General features: G+C 65.6%; 11 protein-coding genes. 10 read left to right on the forward strand and 1 reads right to left on the reverse strand.

Annotated features, from left to right (window positions below; translation table 11 throughout):
• The first annotated feature begins 55 nt into the window (after positions 1-55).
• Positions 56-2,377: a bifunctional diguanylate cyclase/phosphodiesterase gene (locus tag C8C99_RS17040; RefSeq protein ID WP_199226445.1), complete on the forward strand. Its 2,322-nt coding sequence runs from the start codon at positions 56-58 to the stop codon at positions 2,375-2,377.
• A 10-nt stretch (positions 2,378-2,387) separates the two neighbouring features.
• On the opposite strand, the gene C8C99_RS17045 is transcribed toward C8C99_RS17040, so the two are convergent.
• Complete coding sequence (locus C8C99_RS17045) at positions 2,388-3,320, reverse strand: ChaN family lipoprotein (protein WP_233247250.1); 933 nt, start codon at positions 3,318-3,320, stop codon at positions 2,388-2,390.
• Between the two features lie 71 nt (positions 3,321-3,391).
• On the opposite strand from C8C99_RS17045, the gene C8C99_RS17050 reads away from it, so the two are divergent.
• From C8C99_RS17050 to C8C99_RS17090, 9 genes are all read left to right on the forward strand, one after another.
• The gene (locus C8C99_RS17050; protein WP_108626379.1) at positions 3,392-5,329 is read left to right on the forward strand and encodes a type IV pili methyl-accepting chemotaxis transducer N-terminal domain-containing protein; all 1,938 of its coding nucleotides are present in this window, start codon (positions 3,392-3,394) and stop codon (positions 5,327-5,329) included.
• A complete protein-coding gene (locus C8C99_RS17055) occupies positions 5,326-6,060 on the forward strand; it encodes a response regulator (RefSeq protein WP_108626380.1) in 735 nt (244 codons plus the stop codon). Before C8C99_RS17050 ends, C8C99_RS17055 begins: the two co-directional genes overlap by 4 nt.
• Before the next feature lie 335 nt (positions 6,061-6,395).
• The gene (locus tag C8C99_RS17060; RefSeq protein ID WP_056641957.1) at positions 6,396-7,688 is read left to right on the forward strand and encodes a nitrate/nitrite transporter; all 1,293 of its coding nucleotides are present in this window, start codon (positions 6,396-6,398) and stop codon (positions 7,686-7,688) included.
• A gap of 20 nt (positions 7,689-7,708) precedes the next feature.
• Positions 7,709-9,118 (forward strand): NarK family nitrate/nitrite MFS transporter, encoded by a 1,410-nt coding sequence (locus C8C99_RS17065; protein WP_108626381.1) that lies wholly within the window; start codon positions 7,709-7,711, stop codon positions 9,116-9,118.
• Between the two features lie 35 nt (positions 9,119-9,153).
• Positions 9,154-12,954, forward strand: a complete 3,801-nt coding sequence (locus C8C99_RS17070) for a nitrate reductase subunit alpha (RefSeq protein ID WP_108626382.1) — start codon at positions 9,154-9,156, stop codon at positions 12,952-12,954.
• A 23-nt stretch (positions 12,955-12,977) separates the two neighbouring features.
• Positions 12,978-14,501 (forward strand): nitrate reductase subunit beta, encoded by a 1,524-nt coding sequence (narH, locus tag C8C99_RS17075; RefSeq protein WP_056641968.1) that lies wholly within the window; start codon positions 12,978-12,980, stop codon positions 14,499-14,501.
• Between the two features lie 20 nt (positions 14,502-14,521).
• A complete protein-coding gene (gene narJ, locus C8C99_RS17080) occupies positions 14,522-15,223 on the forward strand; it encodes a nitrate reductase molybdenum cofactor assembly chaperone (RefSeq protein WP_056641971.1) in 702 nt (233 codons plus the stop codon).
• On the forward strand, positions 15,220-15,951 hold the full coding sequence (gene narI, locus C8C99_RS17085) for a respiratory nitrate reductase subunit gamma (RefSeq protein WP_108626383.1): 732 nt from the start codon (positions 15,220-15,222) through the stop codon (positions 15,949-15,951). The genes narJ and narI overlap by 4 nt, the downstream gene beginning before the upstream one ends.
• A gap of 27 nt (positions 15,952-15,978) precedes the next feature.
• Entirely contained in the window at positions 15,979-16,923 is a 945-nt protein-coding gene (locus C8C99_RS17090; RefSeq protein ID WP_199226447.1) for a peptidylprolyl isomerase, read from the forward strand.
• The last annotated feature ends 15 nt before the right edge of the window (positions 16,924-16,938 follow it).

Raw genomic sequence — 16,938 nt, forward strand, 5'->3', positions numbered from 1 at the left:
CAGCAAGGGCCATGGACCGCGAAACCGTGGAACCGTGAATCCAACAAGGAGCGCAATGGGCAACGAGGGCTATGCCTCATCACTGGTCCCCTGGCGGGGCATGCTGCTGTACCTGGTGCTGGGGGTGGCCTGGGTGTTTGCGGGTGATGCGTTGCTGGCCCACTGGGTGACCGACCCAGTCCTGCTGACCCGTTTTCAGACCTGGAAGGGCTGGGGCTATGTGGCGCTGACCAGCGGCCTGGCCTGGTGGCTGCTGCGGCGCATGCGCCGGGCCGAAAAGGTACGCATGGCCATGGCGCAGGAGCTGACGCAGATCGTGCGCCATGCGCCGGCCGGGTTTGTGCGGGTGGCGCTGGACGGCCGCTTTTTGTGGGCCAACACCCGCCTGTGCGACCTGCTGGGCGCCACTCCGGCGCAGACGCTGGGCCTCAATTTCCGCGATGTGATGATTGCCCAGGACCGCGACTGGGCCGCGTCCCAGTTGGAGCGCCTGCTGGCCGGCGAGATCGACCACTACGTGGGCGAACGCCATTGCCTGCGCCTGGACAACAACCGCCGGGTCCCCGTGCTGTGCACCGTGACGCTGGCGCCTGCCGTGGGGGACGAGCCTGCGCACCTGGTGTGTGTGGTGCAGGACCTCGACGAGATCAAGGCTGCGCGCGCTGCGCTGCAGCGCAGCGAGGCCCGCCAGCGCCTGGCGGCCACGGTGGTGGACAACACCATGGAAGGCGTGGTCGTGACCGACGCGGACAGCCGCATCCTGTCGGTCAACGCCGCGTTCACCCGTCTGCTGGGCTACACCGAGGAGGAGCTGCTGGGCAAGACGCCCCGCGTGTTCAAGTCGGGCCGCCACGACAAGGCCTTTTATGAAGCCATGTGGGCGGCGCTGACCGAGACCGGGTACTGGCAGGGCGAGATCTGGAACCGCCGCAAGAACGGCGAGATCTTCCCGGAGCACATGTCGCTGTCGGCGGTGCGCGACCCGGCGGGCGAGATCACGCACTACGTGTGCATGTTCACCGACATCTCCGAAGAAAAGGCCCAGCAGCGGCAACTGGAATATCTGGCGCACAACGACCCACTCACCGGCCTGTCCAACCGCACCTGGTTTGGGCACCAGCTGGAGCTGGCAGTGCAGGAGGCGCAGGTGAGCGGTGAGCACATTGCGGTGCTGCTGCTCAACCTGGACCGGTTCAAGGACGTGAACGACAGCTACGGCCATGCCACGGGGGACGAAGTGCTCAAGCACATCGCGCGGCAGGTGCAGTCGGCCCTGCGGCCCGGGGATGTGCTGGGGCGCATGGCGGGCGACGAGCTGGCCGTGGTGGCGCGCCACCTGCGCCATGCCGATGGCGCCGCCGCCGTGGCGCGGCACCTGATCCGCGCCGTGGCCGAGCCCTGGCGCTCACCCGACGGGCTGGAGGTGGTGGCCGGCGTCAGCGTGGGCATCTGCATGTTCCCCGAGCACGCAGGCACCACCGAGCTGCTGTTGCAGGGCGCCCACGCGGCGGTCTACGGGGCCAAGGCGCGGGGGCGGGGCGCCTGGTGCTTCTTCCATGAGGCCATGACCCAGGCGGCTCGCGAGCGGCTGGAGCTGGAGTCGCGCCTGCGCCTGGCGCTGGCCCAGGGCCATCTGCAGATGTACTACCAGCCCCAGATCGACATTGCCACGGGCCGCATCCAGGGCGCCGAAGCCCTGGTGCGCTGGAACGACCCGCAGGAGGGGCTGATCTCGCCCGCACGCTTCATCCCGGTGGCCGAGACCTCGGGCGTGATCGGTCCGCTGGGTGAATGGGTGGTGCGCGAGGTCTGCCGCCAGGGCCAGCAATGGCGCGATGCGGGGCTGCCCGAGTTGACGCTGGCGCTGAACGTGTCGCCGCGCCAGTTCCACCTGACCGATCTGGCCGGCTGCACGGCGGCCGCGCTGCAGGCCAGCGGCTTCCCGGCCGCGCTGCTGGAGCTGGAGATCACCGAAAGCGCGCTGGCCGAGCGCACCGAAGAGGCCCGCCAGGTGTTGGTGCGCCTGCGGGAGCTGGGGGTGCGCATCGCGGTGGATGACTTTGGCACGGGCTACTCGTCGCTGGCACAGCTCAAGCGGTTTCCCATCGACGTGCTCAAGATCGACCAGGGTTTCATTCGCGACATTCCGCAAAGCGAGGACGACATGGCCATCAGCGCCGCCATCATCGCCATGGGACACAGCATGGGCCTGTCGGTGCTGGCCGAGGGCGTGGAGACCGAGGGCCAGCTGGCCTTTCTGCGCGCCCGGGGCTGCGACGCCTACCAAGGTTACCTGTGCAGCCGCCCCGTGCCTGCCGATGATTTTGGGGCGCTGCTGCGCGCACAGGCGGTGCCTGCCGCTGCGGCTCAGGGTTGAAAAGGCGCGCTCAGACCTTTTGACCGGGCGGCGCAGGGCGCCATTGCTCGCGCAGCTCTGTGCATGCATCGCGCGGGGGCAGCGGCGGGGTCAGGACCACGGCATCTGCTTCTGCACCTGATTTGATAGCGGCTGAAGCATGTTCTACCTGCGCTATCACCACTTTTGACACCAAAGTTGCCGGCCAATGCGTTGGCACACCCAGGTGGCGCAGCACGTGGCCGCCGCCAGCCACCAGCAGCACCGTCTGGCCGGAGCGCAACGCCTCCTGGGCCGTCTGGGCCATGCTGGCGTCGCGGGCGATCTGGATGCGTGTCATGGGCGCTATTTGCGATTCGGGCAACAGGCCGCAATGGCCGTCCCGCACGGCCTGTTGCTGCTGCGCCAGCTCTGGGGCGGGCAGGTGCTGGTCCCAGGCGGTATTGGCCATGGCGGCGCGCATGCGGGCGCGGGGCAGGTTGCCACCCAGCACGGGCACCCCGGCGCCCACGGCGGCCATCACCACCGGGCCGTAGGCCTTCCAGGGCCAGGCCGCGTCGTTCCACTGCAGGGCGGCTTGGGCCTGCGCCTCGCTGGCATCGCGCGGCAGGCCCCGGGTGCTGTGGCCCCGCTCGGCCATTTCCATCACGAGGGCTGCAAGCTGACCGCGCCCAGCCAGCCAGGCCACCGCCTCGCGCTGCAGGCGCTGGTGGTCGGGCGCATCGTGCTGCTCGCCCAGCAACAGCACATCGGCGGGCAGGAGGTGCTGCAGGCGTTCGGTCCAGGACGCTGCGGGCGACCCGGGATTGGCCGGGTCGGTCAGGGGTGGAGGCGGGGATGCCTTGGCGGAATGGCCCGCGCAGCCTGACAGGGCCCCCAGGCTGGCCAGTGCCCAGGCTGCGGCCCAGGGGCGCCAGGCCGTTGCAAGGGTGGCGAATGAGAGAAGGGGGTTCTGCGTGTGCATCCGGCCATGCTAGCGGGTGCAAACTTGACTTAAGTCAAGAATTGCCCCATCCCCCTTGCCTACACTGCGCCATGCGCTCCAAGCCCTCGCTTTCCGCCAAGCTCCTCGCCATGGGCGCTGGCTTCCTGCTGGTGGCCCTGGCGTCCATCGGCTTGACGCTGTGGGTGACCTGGAAACTCGAAGGGGGCGCTGCTGCGGTGAACGAGGCGGGCCGCCTGCGCATGAACATGCTGCGCATGGTGCTGGTGTTGCAGACCGAGCCACCTGAGGCGGTGCGTGACCGGGCGCGCCAGTTCGACGCCAGCCTGGAGCTGCTGCGCACGGGCGATCCGTCGCGCCCACTGGCCGTGCCGTGGAGCGACGAGACGCGCATGCGGTTCGACGGCATCCGTGCCCGGTGGACCGAGGCTCGCGCGGGTTGGGTCAGCGCCTTGCCCCCGGACCGCGCACAGATCCTGGTGGAGGCCGATGCCTTTGTGCAGCAGGTTGATGGCTTTGTGGACGCCATCGAGGTCCAGATCGCAGGCTGGACTGCCGCGCTGCACCTGTTCCAGCTGTTCATGATGGCACTGGCCATTGTGGCCGCCGTGACCTTCATGGTGATGAGTTATCTGCTGGTCATCAACCCCGTGGCGCGCCTGCAGCAGGCCCAGGTCCGCCTGCGCCAGGGCGAGCTGGGTACGCGCCTGCCCGTCGATACCGATGACGAGTTCGGCCAGCTCTCGGCGGGCTTCAATCTCATGGCGCACGCGATGCAGGCGTCGCACGATGAGCTGGAACACAAGGTGCGGGAGAAGACCGCCAGCATCGCCGTGCAGAACCAGCGCTTGGCCGCGCTGTACGAGGTGAGCGCGCTGGCCTCGACCGCCAGCAGCCTGGAGCTGCTGGCGCAAGGCTTTGTCCAGCAGATCCGCCGGGTGGCGGGCGCTGACGCTGTGGCCGTGCGCTGGTCCAATGAAGCCAACGAGCGCTATGTGCTGCTGGCGGGTGACGGCCTGCCGGCGACCATGGCCGAGGGCGAGCATTGCCTGCACACGGGCAGCTGCCTGTGTGGTCAGCCGCAAGCCCAGGCGCGCACCCGGGTGATCCCCATCACACCGTCCACGGACGTGGCCCTGCCGCACTGCCGGGATGCCGGGTTTGAAACCATGGTCACCATCCCCGTCAAGATGCAGTTGCGCATGCTGGGCGAGGTCAATCTGTTCTTCCGCTCACCGGTCGAGATGACCGACGAACTGCGCGACCTGCTCGAAGCCATGACGCGCCATCTGGCCAGCGCCATGGAGGGCCTGCGCGCCACCGCGCTGGAGCGAGAGGCCGCGGTGGCCGAAGAGCGAAGTCTGCTCGCGCGGGAGCTGCACGACTCGATTGCCCAGTCGCTGGCCTTCCTGAAGATCCAGACCCAGCTGCTGCGCGACGCCGTGGCCCGTGGTGATGTTGCCAAGCGCGACCGCAGCATCGGAGAGCTCGACATGGGCGTTCGCGAGTGCTACTCCGATGTGCGCGAGCTGCTGGTGCACTTTCGCACGCGTACCAGCGACGAGGACATCGAGTCCGCGCTGCGCGCCACGCTGTCCAAGTTCGAGCACCAGACCGGCATGGCGACCACGCTGGGCATGGTGGGCCACGGCTTGCCGCTGGCGCAGGACGTGCAGATCCAGGTGTTGCACATGGTGCAGGAGGCGCTGTCGAACGTGCGCAAGCATTCGGGCTCCACGCGGGTCGATTTGCTGGTGCACCGCCACCCGCGCTGGCGCTTCGAGGTGCAGGACAACGGCACCGGCTTTGACGTCACCTCCGTGCCGCCCGATTCGCTGCATGTGGGCCTGGGCATCATGCGCGAGCGGGCCCAACGCATTGGCGCCGTCGTGCAGGTGGAGTCCACACCGGGGCAGGGTACCCGCGTGTGCATTGAGCTGCCCTCCGTGGCGCCTGCCCAGGCAGTCGCTTTTGCCAAGACCACAGCGCCGGGGGCCGCAGCCTCTCCACAAACTGCCCCCACACCATGACGACCCACGCACCGCCTCTTACCTCCACGTCGGCGCCGGCCGCCACGCCGGTCACGTTGCTGGTGGTGGATGACCACACGCTGTTCCGGCGCGGGCTGACCGCGCTGCTCGAGCAGTACGAGGGCCTTTCTGTCGTGGGCGAGGCAGGTGACGCGGCGCAGGCCCTGCGGCTGGCACCCCAACTGCAGCCCCAGGTGATCCTGCTCGACAACCACCTGCCCGGCGTGATGGGTGTGGATGCCATCCAGGGTCTGCGCGAAGTGTCGCCCGCATCACGTGTGCTCATGCTGACGGTGAGCGAGGACGCGCAAGACCTGGCAACCGCCCTGCGCAACGGCGCGCAGGGCTACCTGCTCAAGACCATTGATGGCGACCTTTTGGCTCAGGCCATACGCCGCGCTGCCCGCGGCGAGCCCGTGGTCAGCCCTGAGCTGATGGGCAAGCTGGTGGCGGCATTCCAGTCACAGGGCGCCCCCGAGGTGACGCCTCCATCGCCCCCGCCAGCCGACGCCCCAGGGGTGGCCGCCAACGGATTCACCCCCCTGTCGCCGCGCGAAGAAGACGTGCTGCGCGAGATTGCACGCGGCGCGAGCAACAAGGAGATCGCGCGCACGCTCGACATCGCCGAGACCACAGTGAAGATTCACGTGCAGCACATCCTGCGCAAGCTGGGTCTGAGTTCGCGCGTGCAGGCGGCGGTGTACGCATCGGACCGCCAGCGCGTGGAGTAGCGCAGCTAGCAGCCCGCACGGTGCCTGCGGCGGGATCTCTTGTTCCCATGGCTCGGGCGCGCGCAGGTCGGTCCGTCTGCAGTGCCTTGAACGAAATCCAGAGACCGGCCTTCGGTAAGAAATGCATTGAAGTTGTCATTTCTATTCGATATAAAACCGGCTCTGGTCCCCGGTGTGCTCTGCGGCTGCTTTTTGCAAGGCCATAGTTCTTTCGAACGATGGCTATCTCCCAGTGACTACTCCTTCTGCCGCGTTGCGCATGTCCTAGCGAAGGATGGGCAAGGTCTCCGAAAAGAGGGACTATTCCTGTCATGCAAAAAGAGAGGAATCGTGCAATGGCAAACGCAACTCTGCCCCCGGGCGACAGTCCGCAACGCACGCGTCAGGCATGGTCAGTGCTCATCGTGAGCACCTTCGCCTTCACCGTCTGCTTCATGGTCTGGATGATGTTCGGCGTCATCGGGATCCCCATCAAGAAAATGCTCAACCTGAACTCCACGCAGTTCGGGTTGCTCATGTCCATGCCCGTGCTCACGGGCTCGCTGGTGCGGGTGCCGTTGGGCATCTGGACCGATAAGTTCGGCGGCCGCATCGTGATGGCTGCCGTCATGGCCACCACCGTGCCCGCCATCTGGCTCATGAGCTACGCCACGGAATACTGGCACTTCCTCACCATCGGCCTGTTTGTGGGTCTGGCGGGGGGCTCGTTCTCGGTGGGTACGCCCTATGTGGCGCGCTGGTTCCCCAAGCACCGCCAGGGCACGGCCATGGGCGTGTATGGCGCGGGCAACTCGGGGGCAGCCGTCAACAAGTTCGTGGCTCCCGTCATTCTGGTGGCCTTTGGCTGGGCCATGGTGCCCCAGGTGTATGCCGCCATCATGCTGGGAACGCTGGTGCTGTTCCTGCTGTTCAGCCACAGCGACCCGGCCCACTTGGTGCCCAGCAATGTCAAGTTCACCGACCAGCTCAAGGCGCTGAAGGACCCCAAGGTGCTCAAGTACTGCCAGTACTACAGCATCGTGTTCGGTGGCTATGTGGCGCTGTCACTGTGGATGGTGCAGTACTACGTGGGTGAGTTCGGTCTCGACATCCGCGTGGCGGCACTGCTGGCCGCCTGCTTTTCGCTGCCCGGCGGCGTGCTGCGCGCCATCGGCGGCATGCTGTCTGACAAGTACGGTGCCCACAGCGTGACCTGGTGGGTGATGTGGGTGAGCTGGATCTGCCTGTTCCTGCTGAGCTACCCACAGACCGACTTCACCATCCTCACCGTCAACGGCGCCAAGACCTTCCATCTGGGCCTGAACGTGTATGCCTTCACCGGCCTCATGTTCCTGCTGGGCATCTGCTGGGCCTTCGGCAAGGCCAGCGTCTTCAAATACATCAGTGATGACTACCCCAAGAACATCGGTGCCATCAGCGGCATCGTGGGCCTGGCCGGTGGCATGGGTGGCTTCATCCTGCCCATCCTGTTTGGCGCACTCATGGACCTCACGGGCGTTCGCTCCAGCGCCTTCATGCTGATGTACGGCGTGGTGTGGGTCTCGCTCATCTGGATGTACTTCACCGAAGTGCGCCGCACCCCCGTCATGGGTTCGCAGGACGCTGCTGCGTCGGCGACCACCCGCTGATTTTTTAAAGGACTCTCACCATGTCTGCCACCACCACCAGCGGGCGCCAGGGGCGCCTGCTCACCCTCTGGACCCCGGAGGACAAGACCTTCTGGGAACGCGAGGGCGAAGCCGTCGCCAAGCTCAACCTCTGGATCTCGGTGCCCGCGCTGTTCCTGGCCTTTGCCATCTGGCAGGTCTGGAGCGTGGTCGCCGTGAGCCTGCCGGGCCTGGGCTTCAAGTATTCGACCAACCAGCTCTTCTGGCTGGCCGCGGCGCCCGCGCTCTCGGGTGCCACGCTGCGCATCTTCTATTCGTTCATGGTGCCGCTGGTCGGTGGCCGCCGCTGGACGGCCATCTCCACCGCTTCGCTGCTGATCCCCGCGATCGGCATCGGCTTTGCGGTGCAGGACAACACCACGGCCTACCCCACCATGCTCATCCTGGCGCTGCTGTGCGGCCTGGGTGGTGGCAACTTCAGCTCCAGCATGGCCAACATCAGCTTCTTCTTTCCGAAGGAGCGCAAGGGCTCGGCACTGGGCGTGAACGCGGGCCTGGGTAATCTGGGCGTGTCGGTGGTGCAGTTCCTGAGCCCGCTGGTCGTCACGGCCGGCATTTTCGGCATCTTTGGTGGCGAAGGCCAGAGCATCGTGAAGAACGGCAGCACCGTCCAGGTGTGGACGCAGAACGCCGCCTTCATCTGGGTGCCATGGATCGCCCTGACGGCACTGGCAGCCTGGTTTGGCATGAACGACATTGCCGACGCCCGCGCCTCGTTCGCTGCACAGGCCGCCATCTTCAAGCGCAAGCACAACTGGCTGATGTGCGTGCTGTACCTCGGCACCTTCGGCTCGTTCATCGGCTACGCCGCAGGGTTCCCGCTGCTCATCAAGAGCCAGTTCCCCAACATCAATCCCCTGGCCTATGCCTGGCTGGGCCCGCTGGTGGGCGCTGTGATCCGCCCCTTTGGCGGCTGGCTGGCCGACAAGCTCGGCGGTGCTCGCGTCACGCTGTGGAACTTCATCGTGATGGCCATCGCCGTGGTCGGCGTGACGGTATTTCTGCCATCGGGCGGCAACGAGGGCCAGTTCGCCGGCTTCTTTGTGTGCTTCCTGGTGCTGTTCCTCACCACCGGCATCGGCAACGGCTCCACCTTCCGAATGATCCCCGTGATCTTCCTGACCGAAGCTATGCGTGGTGTGGACCCCCGCAACGCCGCCGCCGTGGCCCAGGCCAATAAGGAGGGCAACACCCTGGGCGCCGCCACGCTGGGCTTTACCGCCGCCATGGCTGCCTATGGCGGGTTCTTCATCCCCAAGAGCTATGGCAGCTCGATTGCATTGACGGGCAGCCCCCATGCCGCGCTGTGGACGTTCTTTGCTTTCTACATCGTTTGCATCGTGATCACCTGGTGGCACTACGCGCGCAAGAACGCCGCCATGCCTTGCTGAAGACCCCCTGAACAGAACAGAACAAGGAGCCCCCGATGAGTCATTTTCTCGATCGCCTCTCGTACTTCTCGCAACCGCGCGAGACCTTTGCCCAAGGCCACGGCGAGACCAACGGCGAAGACCGCACCTGGGAAGACGCCTACCGCGACCGCTGGGCACACGACAAGATCGTGCGCAGCACCCACGGCGTGAACTGCACGGGCTCCTGCTCGTGGAAGATCTACGTCAAGGGCGGCATCGTGACCTGGGAAACCCAGCAGACCGACTACCCCCGCACCCGCCCCGACCTGCCCAACCACGAGCCCCGTGGCTGCGCCCGCGGCGCTAGCTACAGCTGGTACCTGTACAGCGCCAACCGCGTGAAGTACCCCATGGTGCGCGGCCGTTTGCTCAAGCACTGGCGTGCCGCCATTGCCCTGGCCAAGAGCCCCGTGGATGCCTGGGCTGCCATCGTCGAGAACGACGCCTCGCGCAGCGAATGGCAAAAGCAGCGGGGTCTGGGCGGCTTCGTGCGCAGCACCTGGGACGAAGTCAACCAGATGATCGCCGCGGCCAACGTCTACACCATCAAGAAGCACGGCCCTGACCGCATCATCGGCTTCTCGCCCATCCCCGCGATGTCGATGATTTCGTACGCTGCCGGTTCGCGCTACCTGAGCCTGATCGGTGGCGTGTGCATGAGCTTCTACGACTGGTACTGCGACCTGCCACCCTCCAGCCCGCAGGTGTGGGGCGAGCAGACCGACGTGCCCGAGTCGGCCGACTGGTACAACAGCTCCTACATCATTGCCTGGGGCTCCAACGTGCCCCAGACGCGCACGCCCGATGCGCACTTCTTGACCGAGGTGCGCTACAAAGGCACCAAGGTCGTGTCCATCACACCCGACTACTCCGAAGTGGCCAAGCTGGGTGACCTGTGGATGCACCCCAAGCAAGGCACCGACGCCGCCGTGGCCATGGCCATGGGCCACGTGATCCTGAAGGAGTTCTACTTCAAGGACGGCGGCAAGGGCCGCAGCACCTACTTCGACGACTACGCGCGCCGCTACACCGATCTGCCGCTGCTGGTGGTGCTCAAGGAAAAGACGCTGCCCGATGGCAGCAAGGTCATGGTGCCCGACCGCTATGTGCGCGCCAGCGACTTCCCGGGCCAGCTCGACCAGTCCAACAACCCCGACTGGAAGACCGTGGGTTACGACGAGCTGGGCCAGGTCACGCTGCCCAACGGCTCCATCGGCTTCCGCTGGGGTGCTGACGGCCGCGCCGATCAGGGCCTGTGGAACCTGGAGAACAAGGAAGCCCGCACCGGCAACACCGTCAAGCTCAAGCTGTCGGTGATCGAAGACGGCGCGCAGGCGCATGACGTGGCGAAGGTAGCCTTCCCGTACTTTGGTGGCGTGCAGACGCCCAATTTCACGGCCAACGAACAGGGCAGCGATGTGATGGTGCGCCCCGTGCCCGTGACGCACCTGGAGCTCGCCGGCCATGAGGCCCAGGGCCGCGTGATGGTGGCCACCGTGTTCGACCTGCTGGCCGCGAGCTACGGCATCGACCGGGGTCTGCCTGGTGAAGAACCCGGCGGCAGCTACGACGCAGACCGCCCCTACACCCCTGCCTGGCAGGAAAAGATCACGGGTGTGCCGCGCGACCAGATCATCACCGTGGCACGCCAGTTTGCCGACAACGCCGACAAGACGCATGGCAAGTCCATGGTCATCATCGGCGCGGCCATGAATCACTGGTACCACAGCGACATGAATTACCGCGGCATCATCAATATGCTGATGATGTGCGGTTGTATCGGTCAGAGCGGTGGCGGCTGGGCGCACTATGTGGGCCAGGAAAAGCTGCGGCCTCAAACCGGCTGGACGGCGCTGGCCTTTGCCCTTGACTGGATCCGCCCACCCCGCCAGATGAACAGCACCAGCTTCTTCTACGCCCACACTGACCAGTGGCGCTACGAGAAGCTGGGCATGGAGGAAATCCTCTCGCCCCTGGCCGACAAGAAGGCCTACCACGGCGCGCAGATCGACTACAACGTGCGCGCCGAGCGCATGGGTTGGTTGCCTTCGGCGCCCCAGCTCAAGACCAGCCCGCTGCAGGTGGCCAAAGACGCCGCTGCCAAGGGCATGGAAGCCAAGGATTACGTGGTCAAGTCCCTGAAGGATGGCAGCTTGCAGATGAGCTGCGAAGACCCGGACCACCCCGACAACTGGCCGCGCAACATGTTCGTGTGGCGCTCCAACATCCTGGGTTCGTCGGGCAAGGGGCATGAGTATTTCCTCAAGCACCTGCTGGGCACGACCCACGGTGTGCAGGGCAAGGACCTGGGACAGGACGAAGCCAAGCCCGAGGAAGTGCAGTGGCACTCCAAGGCCCCCGAAGGCAAGCTGGACCTGCTGGTCACGCTCGATTTCCGCATGAGCACCACCTGCCTGTACTCCGACATCGTGCTGCCTACGGCCACCTGGTATGAGAAGAACGACCTCAACACCAGCGACATGCACCCCTTCATCCACCCGCTGTCCACCGCGGTGGACCCTGCCTGGCAGGCCAAGAGCGACTGGGAAATCTACAAAGGCTTTGCCAAGGCTGTGAGCGAGGTCAGCGTGGGCCACCTGGGCGTGGAAAAGGACGTGGTGCTCACGCCCATCATGCACGACACGGCGGGCGAAATGGCCCAGCCCTTTGGCGTGCGTGACTGGAAGAAGGGCGAGTGCGAACTCATCCCCGGCAAGACCGCGCCGCAGGTCACGGTGGTCGAGCGCGATTACCCCAACCTCTACAAGCGCTTCACGGCCCTGGGTCCCTTGATGGACAAGGCCGGTAATGGTGGCAAGGGCATCGGCTGGAACACGCAGACCGAAGTCGGCCAGCTCGGCGATTTGAACGGCCGCGTGAAGGAAGAGGGCGTGACGCAAGGCATGCCCCGCATCGTGAGCGACATCGACGCCACCGAGGTGGTGATGATGCTGGCCCCCGAAACCAACGGCCACGTGGCCTGCAAGGCCTGGGAAGCCCTGGGCAAGCAGACCGGCCGCGACCACGTGCACCTGGCGCTGCACCGCGAGGACGAGAAGATCCGCTTCCGCGACATCCAGGCGCAGCCGCGCAAGATCATTTCTTCGCCCACCTGGTCGGGCCTGGAAAGCGAAAAGGTCAGCTACAACGCCGGTTACACCAACGTGCATGAGCTGATCCCATGGCGCACCCTCACGGGCCGCCAGCAGTTCTATCAGGACCACCCCTGGATGCGCGACTTCGGCGAAGGCTTTGTGAGCTACCGCCCACCAGTGCATCTGAAGACGCTGCACGAAGTCGAGGGCAAGAAGCCCAACGGCAACCGTGAGATCCAGCTGAACTTCATCACACCGCACCAGAAGTGGGGTATCCACAGCACGTACAGCGACAACCTGATGATGCTCACGCTGAACCGGGGCGGCTCGGTGGTGTGGCTGAGTGAAGACGACGCGAAGGTCGCCGGCATCGTGGACAACGACTGGGTCGAACTCTTCAACTCCAACGGCGCCATTGCGGCCCGCGCGGTGGTGAGCCAGCGTGTGAACCCCGGCATGGTGATGATGTACCACTCGCAAGAGAAGATCATCAACACCCCCGGCTCCGAGATCACGGGCACCCGTGGCGGTATCCACAACTCGGTCACGCGCATTGTGCTCAAGCCCACCCACATGATTGGTGGCTACGCCCAGTACAGCTACGGCTTCAACTACTACGGAACCATCGGCACCAACCGCGACGAGTTCGTGCTGGTGCGCAAGATGGACCGCGTGGACTGGCTGGACGACGAAGTGTCCGACACCGGCGCGCACGCCTGAAGCCGAAGACAAGGAGAAACACGATGAAAATTCGCGCACAAATCGGCATGGTGCTGAACCTGGACAAGTGCATCGGTTGCCACACCTGTTCCGTCACCTGCAAGAACGTCTGGACCAGCCGCCCCGGGGTGGAATACGCCTGGTTCAACAACGTCGAGACCAAGCCCGGCATCGGTTACCCCAAGGAATGGGAAAACCAGGACAAGTGGAACGGCGGCTGGGTACGCAGCCCTGACGGCTCCATCGCGCCCCGCCAGGGCGGCAAGTGGAAGCTGCTCATGCGCATCTTCGCCAACCCCAACCTGCCGCAGATCGACGACTACTACGAGCCCTTCACGTTCGACTACGACCACCTGCAGTCGGCGCCGGAAAGCAAGGCGGCTCCCACAGCCCGCCCCCGCAGCCTGATCACCGGCAAGCGCATGGAGAAGATCGAATGGGGCCCGAACTGGGAAGAAATCCTGGGCGGTGAGTTCGCCAAACGCAGCAAGGACAAGAACTTCGACGATGTCCAGAAGGACATTTACGGCCAGTTCGAGAACACCTTCATGATGTACCTGCCGCGCCTGTGCGAGCACTGCCTGAACCCGGCGTGCGTGGCGTCGTGCCCGAGCGGCTCGATCTACAAGCGCGAGGAAGACGGCATTGTGCTGATCGACCAGGACAAGTGCCGCGGCTGGCGCATGTGCGTCAGCGGCTGCCCCTACAAGAAAATTTACTACAACTGGCAATCGGGCAAGGCCGAGAAGTGCATCTTCTGCTACCCCCGCATCGAAGCCGGCCAGCCGACCGTGTGCTCGGAAACCTGCGTGGGCCGTATCCGCTATCTGGGCGTGCTGCTGTATGACGCAGACCGCATCCAGGAAGCCGCCAGCGTGGAGCGCGACCGCGACCTGTACCAGGCGCAGCTCGACATCTTCCTGAACCCGAACGATCCTGACGTCATCAAGCAGGCGCGCATCGACGGCATCCCCGACAGCTGGATGGACGCCGCGCGCAACAGCCCCGTCTACAAGATGGCCGTGGACTGGAAGGTCGCCCTGCCGCTGCATCCAGAGTACCGCACGCTGCCCATGGTCTGGTACGTACCACCGCTCTCGCCCATCACAGCGGCTGCCAACGCAGGCCATGTGGGTGTGAATGGCGAGATCCCGGACGTTTCGCAACTGCGCATCCCTGTGCAGTACCTGGCCAACCTGCTCACTGCCGGCGACACCGGCCCCGTGGTGCGGGCGCTGGAGCGCATGCTGGCCATGCGCACCTACCAGCGCGACAAGCACGTGGAGCAGCGCCAGAACCTGACGGTGCTCAAGCAGGCGGGCCTGTCGATGGCCGAGGTCGAGGAGATGTACCACGTGATGGCCATTGCCAACTACGAGGACCGCTTTGTCATCCCATCGGCCCACCGCGAGTACGCCGAGAACGCGTTCGACATCCGCGGCGGCTGTGGCTTCTCGTTCGGCAACGGCTGCTCGGATGGTGCCACTGAAACCAGCATGTTCGGCGGCAAGAAGCCCCGCACGATCCCGATCAAAGCGACTGTCTGAGTGCGACGGAAGGAATCACCATGTTCAAGAAGAACCCGACCTCCGTGCGACTGACTCTGCGGGCCCTGGGCTACCTGCTCAGCTACCCCGATGCGCAGCTGCGCAGCGTGATGCCGCAGCTGATCGATGCGCTGCAGGCAGAGCAGGCCCTGACCGCCGAGCGCATGGAGGAGCTGAAGGCTGTGTGCCAGCACCTCGCGGCGCTGGACCCGCTGGAAGCCGAAGCCCGCTACGTGGATAACTTCGACCGAGGCCGCCAGACCTCGCTGCACTTGTTCGAGCATGTGCACGGCGACTCGCGCGATCGGGGCCCGGCGCTCATCGACCTGATGCAGACCTACGAAAAGGCCGGCCTGCAGTTCGAGGCCGACGAGTTGCCAGACCACCTGCCCGTGGTGCTGGAGTTCGCCTCCACCCAGCCGCCCGAAGTGGCCAAGGAATTCCTGGGCGAGATGGCCCACATCCTCAATGCGCTGTTCAGCGCGCTCGTGGCGCGCAACAGCCCCTACGCCAGCGTCATTGCCGCCGTGCTCGAAGTTTCGGGTCAGCGCGTGCAGTCGGTCGCGCTGACGCCCGAGCCGCCTATGGACGAAGTCTGGGCAGAGCCCGAAGCGTTTGGCGGTTGCAGCACCCAGGGCCAGTCCAAGCCTGACCAGCCGCAACCTGTGCATTTTGTCCGTACCCCCCGCGCCGAGCGGGCACCAGAAGGAGTCTCCGTATGACCGCCTGGCTTGATACCCTGTTGTTTGGCATCTATCCCTATATTTGCCTGGCCGTTTTCTTCATTGGCAGCTGGGCGCGTTTCGACCGCGACCAGTACACGTGGAAGAGCGATTCGTCGCAGCTGCTGCGCACCGGCAGCCTGCGCTGGGGCAGCAACCTGTTCCACATCGGCGTGCTGTTCCTGTTCTTCGGGCACACCTTTGGCATGCTGACGCCGCACTTTGTGTATGAGCATTTCATCAGTGCAGGCAACAAGCAGCTCATGGCCATGGTCTCCGGGGGCATTGCGGGCTTGCTGGCCTTTGTGGGCATCTCCATTTTGTTGCACCGTCGCCTGTCGGACGCGCGCATCCGCGCCACGTCCAAGACCAGCGACATTGTTCTGCTGATCCTGCTCTGGCTGCAACTGGCGCTGGGCCTGGCCACCATCCCGCTGTCGGCACAGCATCTGGACGGCTCCATGATGATGAAGCTGGCCGAGTGGGGCCAACGGGTGGTGACGTTCCGCAGCGGCGGGGTGGAGCTGCTGGCCGAGGCCGGCTGGATCTTCAAGGCCCACATGTTCCTGGGCATGAGCATCTTCCTGATTTTCCCGTTCACCCGCCTGGTGCACGTCTGGAGCGGCTTTGGCACGCTGGCCTACGTGCTGCGTCCCTACCAGGTGGTGCGTGCGCGCCGTCTGAACCTGCCTCCAGGCCACATGCAGTCGCAAGACCGCCGCGCCTGAAACCCACTGATTCCCAAGGAGTACACCATGAGCGGATGTGGAACCGGGAGCTGCGGATGCGGCTCCACAGACAGTAGCGCGGCGGCAGCCACTGCCAGCACGCTGACGCCCACGCAGTCGGCAGCCTATGAAGCCTTGGCCGCAACGATGGATCAGGCACCGCCACTGGCTGCGCCGTCGCCCGATGCCGGTCACCCGCGCGGTCTGGTGGCTGACATCGCGCGCATCAACGGTGTCGCCCTGAATGCGGCGCACGAGTTGCTGGATGAGGAGGCCCTGCGCCAACGGGCCTGCACGGAACTGCTGCGGCAGGCTGCCCAGCAGGCAGGGTTGCTGTCGGCAGACGATGTTCCGGGCTCCGAGGGCGCGATCAGCACCGAGGCCTCGGACGCGATCGAGCAGCTGCTGGACCGCGAGCTGCCCGTCCCTGATCCGTCAGAGGAAGCTTGCCGACGCTACCACGAGGCCCACCCAGCGGCACACGCCCAGGGCGAGCGCGCACAACTGCGCCACGTGCTCTTTGCCGTGACGCCGGGCGTGGACGTGAAGCAGCTGCGCCTGCGGGCAGAGGCCATGCTGATCGACTTGCGCTGCGCAGACGATGGTGGTGCCAAGTTCGCCGAGGCAGCCGCCCAGTGGTCCAACTGCCCCAGCGGCCAGCAGGGCGGCGACCTGGGCTGGTTGACCCGTGCCGACTGCGCGCCAGAGTTCGCCCGCGAGGTGTTTGGCAGCGCCGAGATCGGCGTGCTGGCGCGCCTGGTGCACAGCCGCTTTGGCCTGCACGTGGTGGAAGTGGTGGCCCGCGACCCTGGGCAGCAGCCCTCGTTCGAGGAAGTGCGCCAGGCCATCTCGCTCACCCTGCGTCAGCAGGCCTGGGTGAATGCGCTGCGCCAGTACCTACAGCTGCTGGCCGGTGCGGCCGTGGTGGATGGTGTGGCACTGGACGCGGCGGATACCCCGCTCGTGCAGTAATTGCATCGCCCCTCT

This window comes from Acidovorax sp. 107, from assembly GCF_003058055.1.
GTDB lineage: Bacteria > Pseudomonadota > Gammaproteobacteria > Burkholderiales > Burkholderiaceae_C > Acidovorax.

Bases quoted from the DNA above. Each gene is read 5' to 3' on its own strand.
- C8C99_RS17040 (WP_199226445.1), top strand. From the start codon at position 56: ATGGGCAACGAGGGCTATGCCTCATCACTGGTCCCCTGGCGGGGCATG.
- C8C99_RS17045 (WP_233247250.1), bottom strand. From the start codon at position 3,320: ATGCACACGCAGAACCCCCTTCTCTCATTCGCCACCCTTGCAACGGCC.
- C8C99_RS17050 (WP_108626379.1), top strand. From the start codon at position 3,392: ATGCGCTCCAAGCCCTCGCTTTCCGCCAAGCTCCTCGCCATGGGCGCT.
- C8C99_RS17055 (WP_108626380.1), top strand. From the start codon at position 5,326: ATGACGACCCACGCACCGCCTCTTACCTCCACGTCGGCGCCGGCCGCC.
- C8C99_RS17060 (WP_056641957.1), top strand. From the start codon at position 6,396: ATGGCAAACGCAACTCTGCCCCCGGGCGACAGTCCGCAACGCACGCGT.
- C8C99_RS17065 (WP_108626381.1), top strand. From the start codon at position 7,709: ATGTCTGCCACCACCACCAGCGGGCGCCAGGGGCGCCTGCTCACCCTC.
- C8C99_RS17070 (WP_108626382.1), top strand. From the start codon at position 9,154: ATGAGTCATTTTCTCGATCGCCTCTCGTACTTCTCGCAACCGCGCGAG.
- narH (WP_056641968.1), top strand. From the start codon at position 12,978: ATGAAAATTCGCGCACAAATCGGCATGGTGCTGAACCTGGACAAGTGC.
- narJ (WP_056641971.1), top strand. From the start codon at position 14,522: ATGTTCAAGAAGAACCCGACCTCCGTGCGACTGACTCTGCGGGCCCTG.
- narI (WP_108626383.1), top strand. From the start codon at position 15,220: ATGACCGCCTGGCTTGATACCCTGTTGTTTGGCATCTATCCCTATATT.
- C8C99_RS17090 (WP_199226447.1), top strand. From the start codon at position 15,979: ATGAGCGGATGTGGAACCGGGAGCTGCGGATGCGGCTCCACAGACAGT.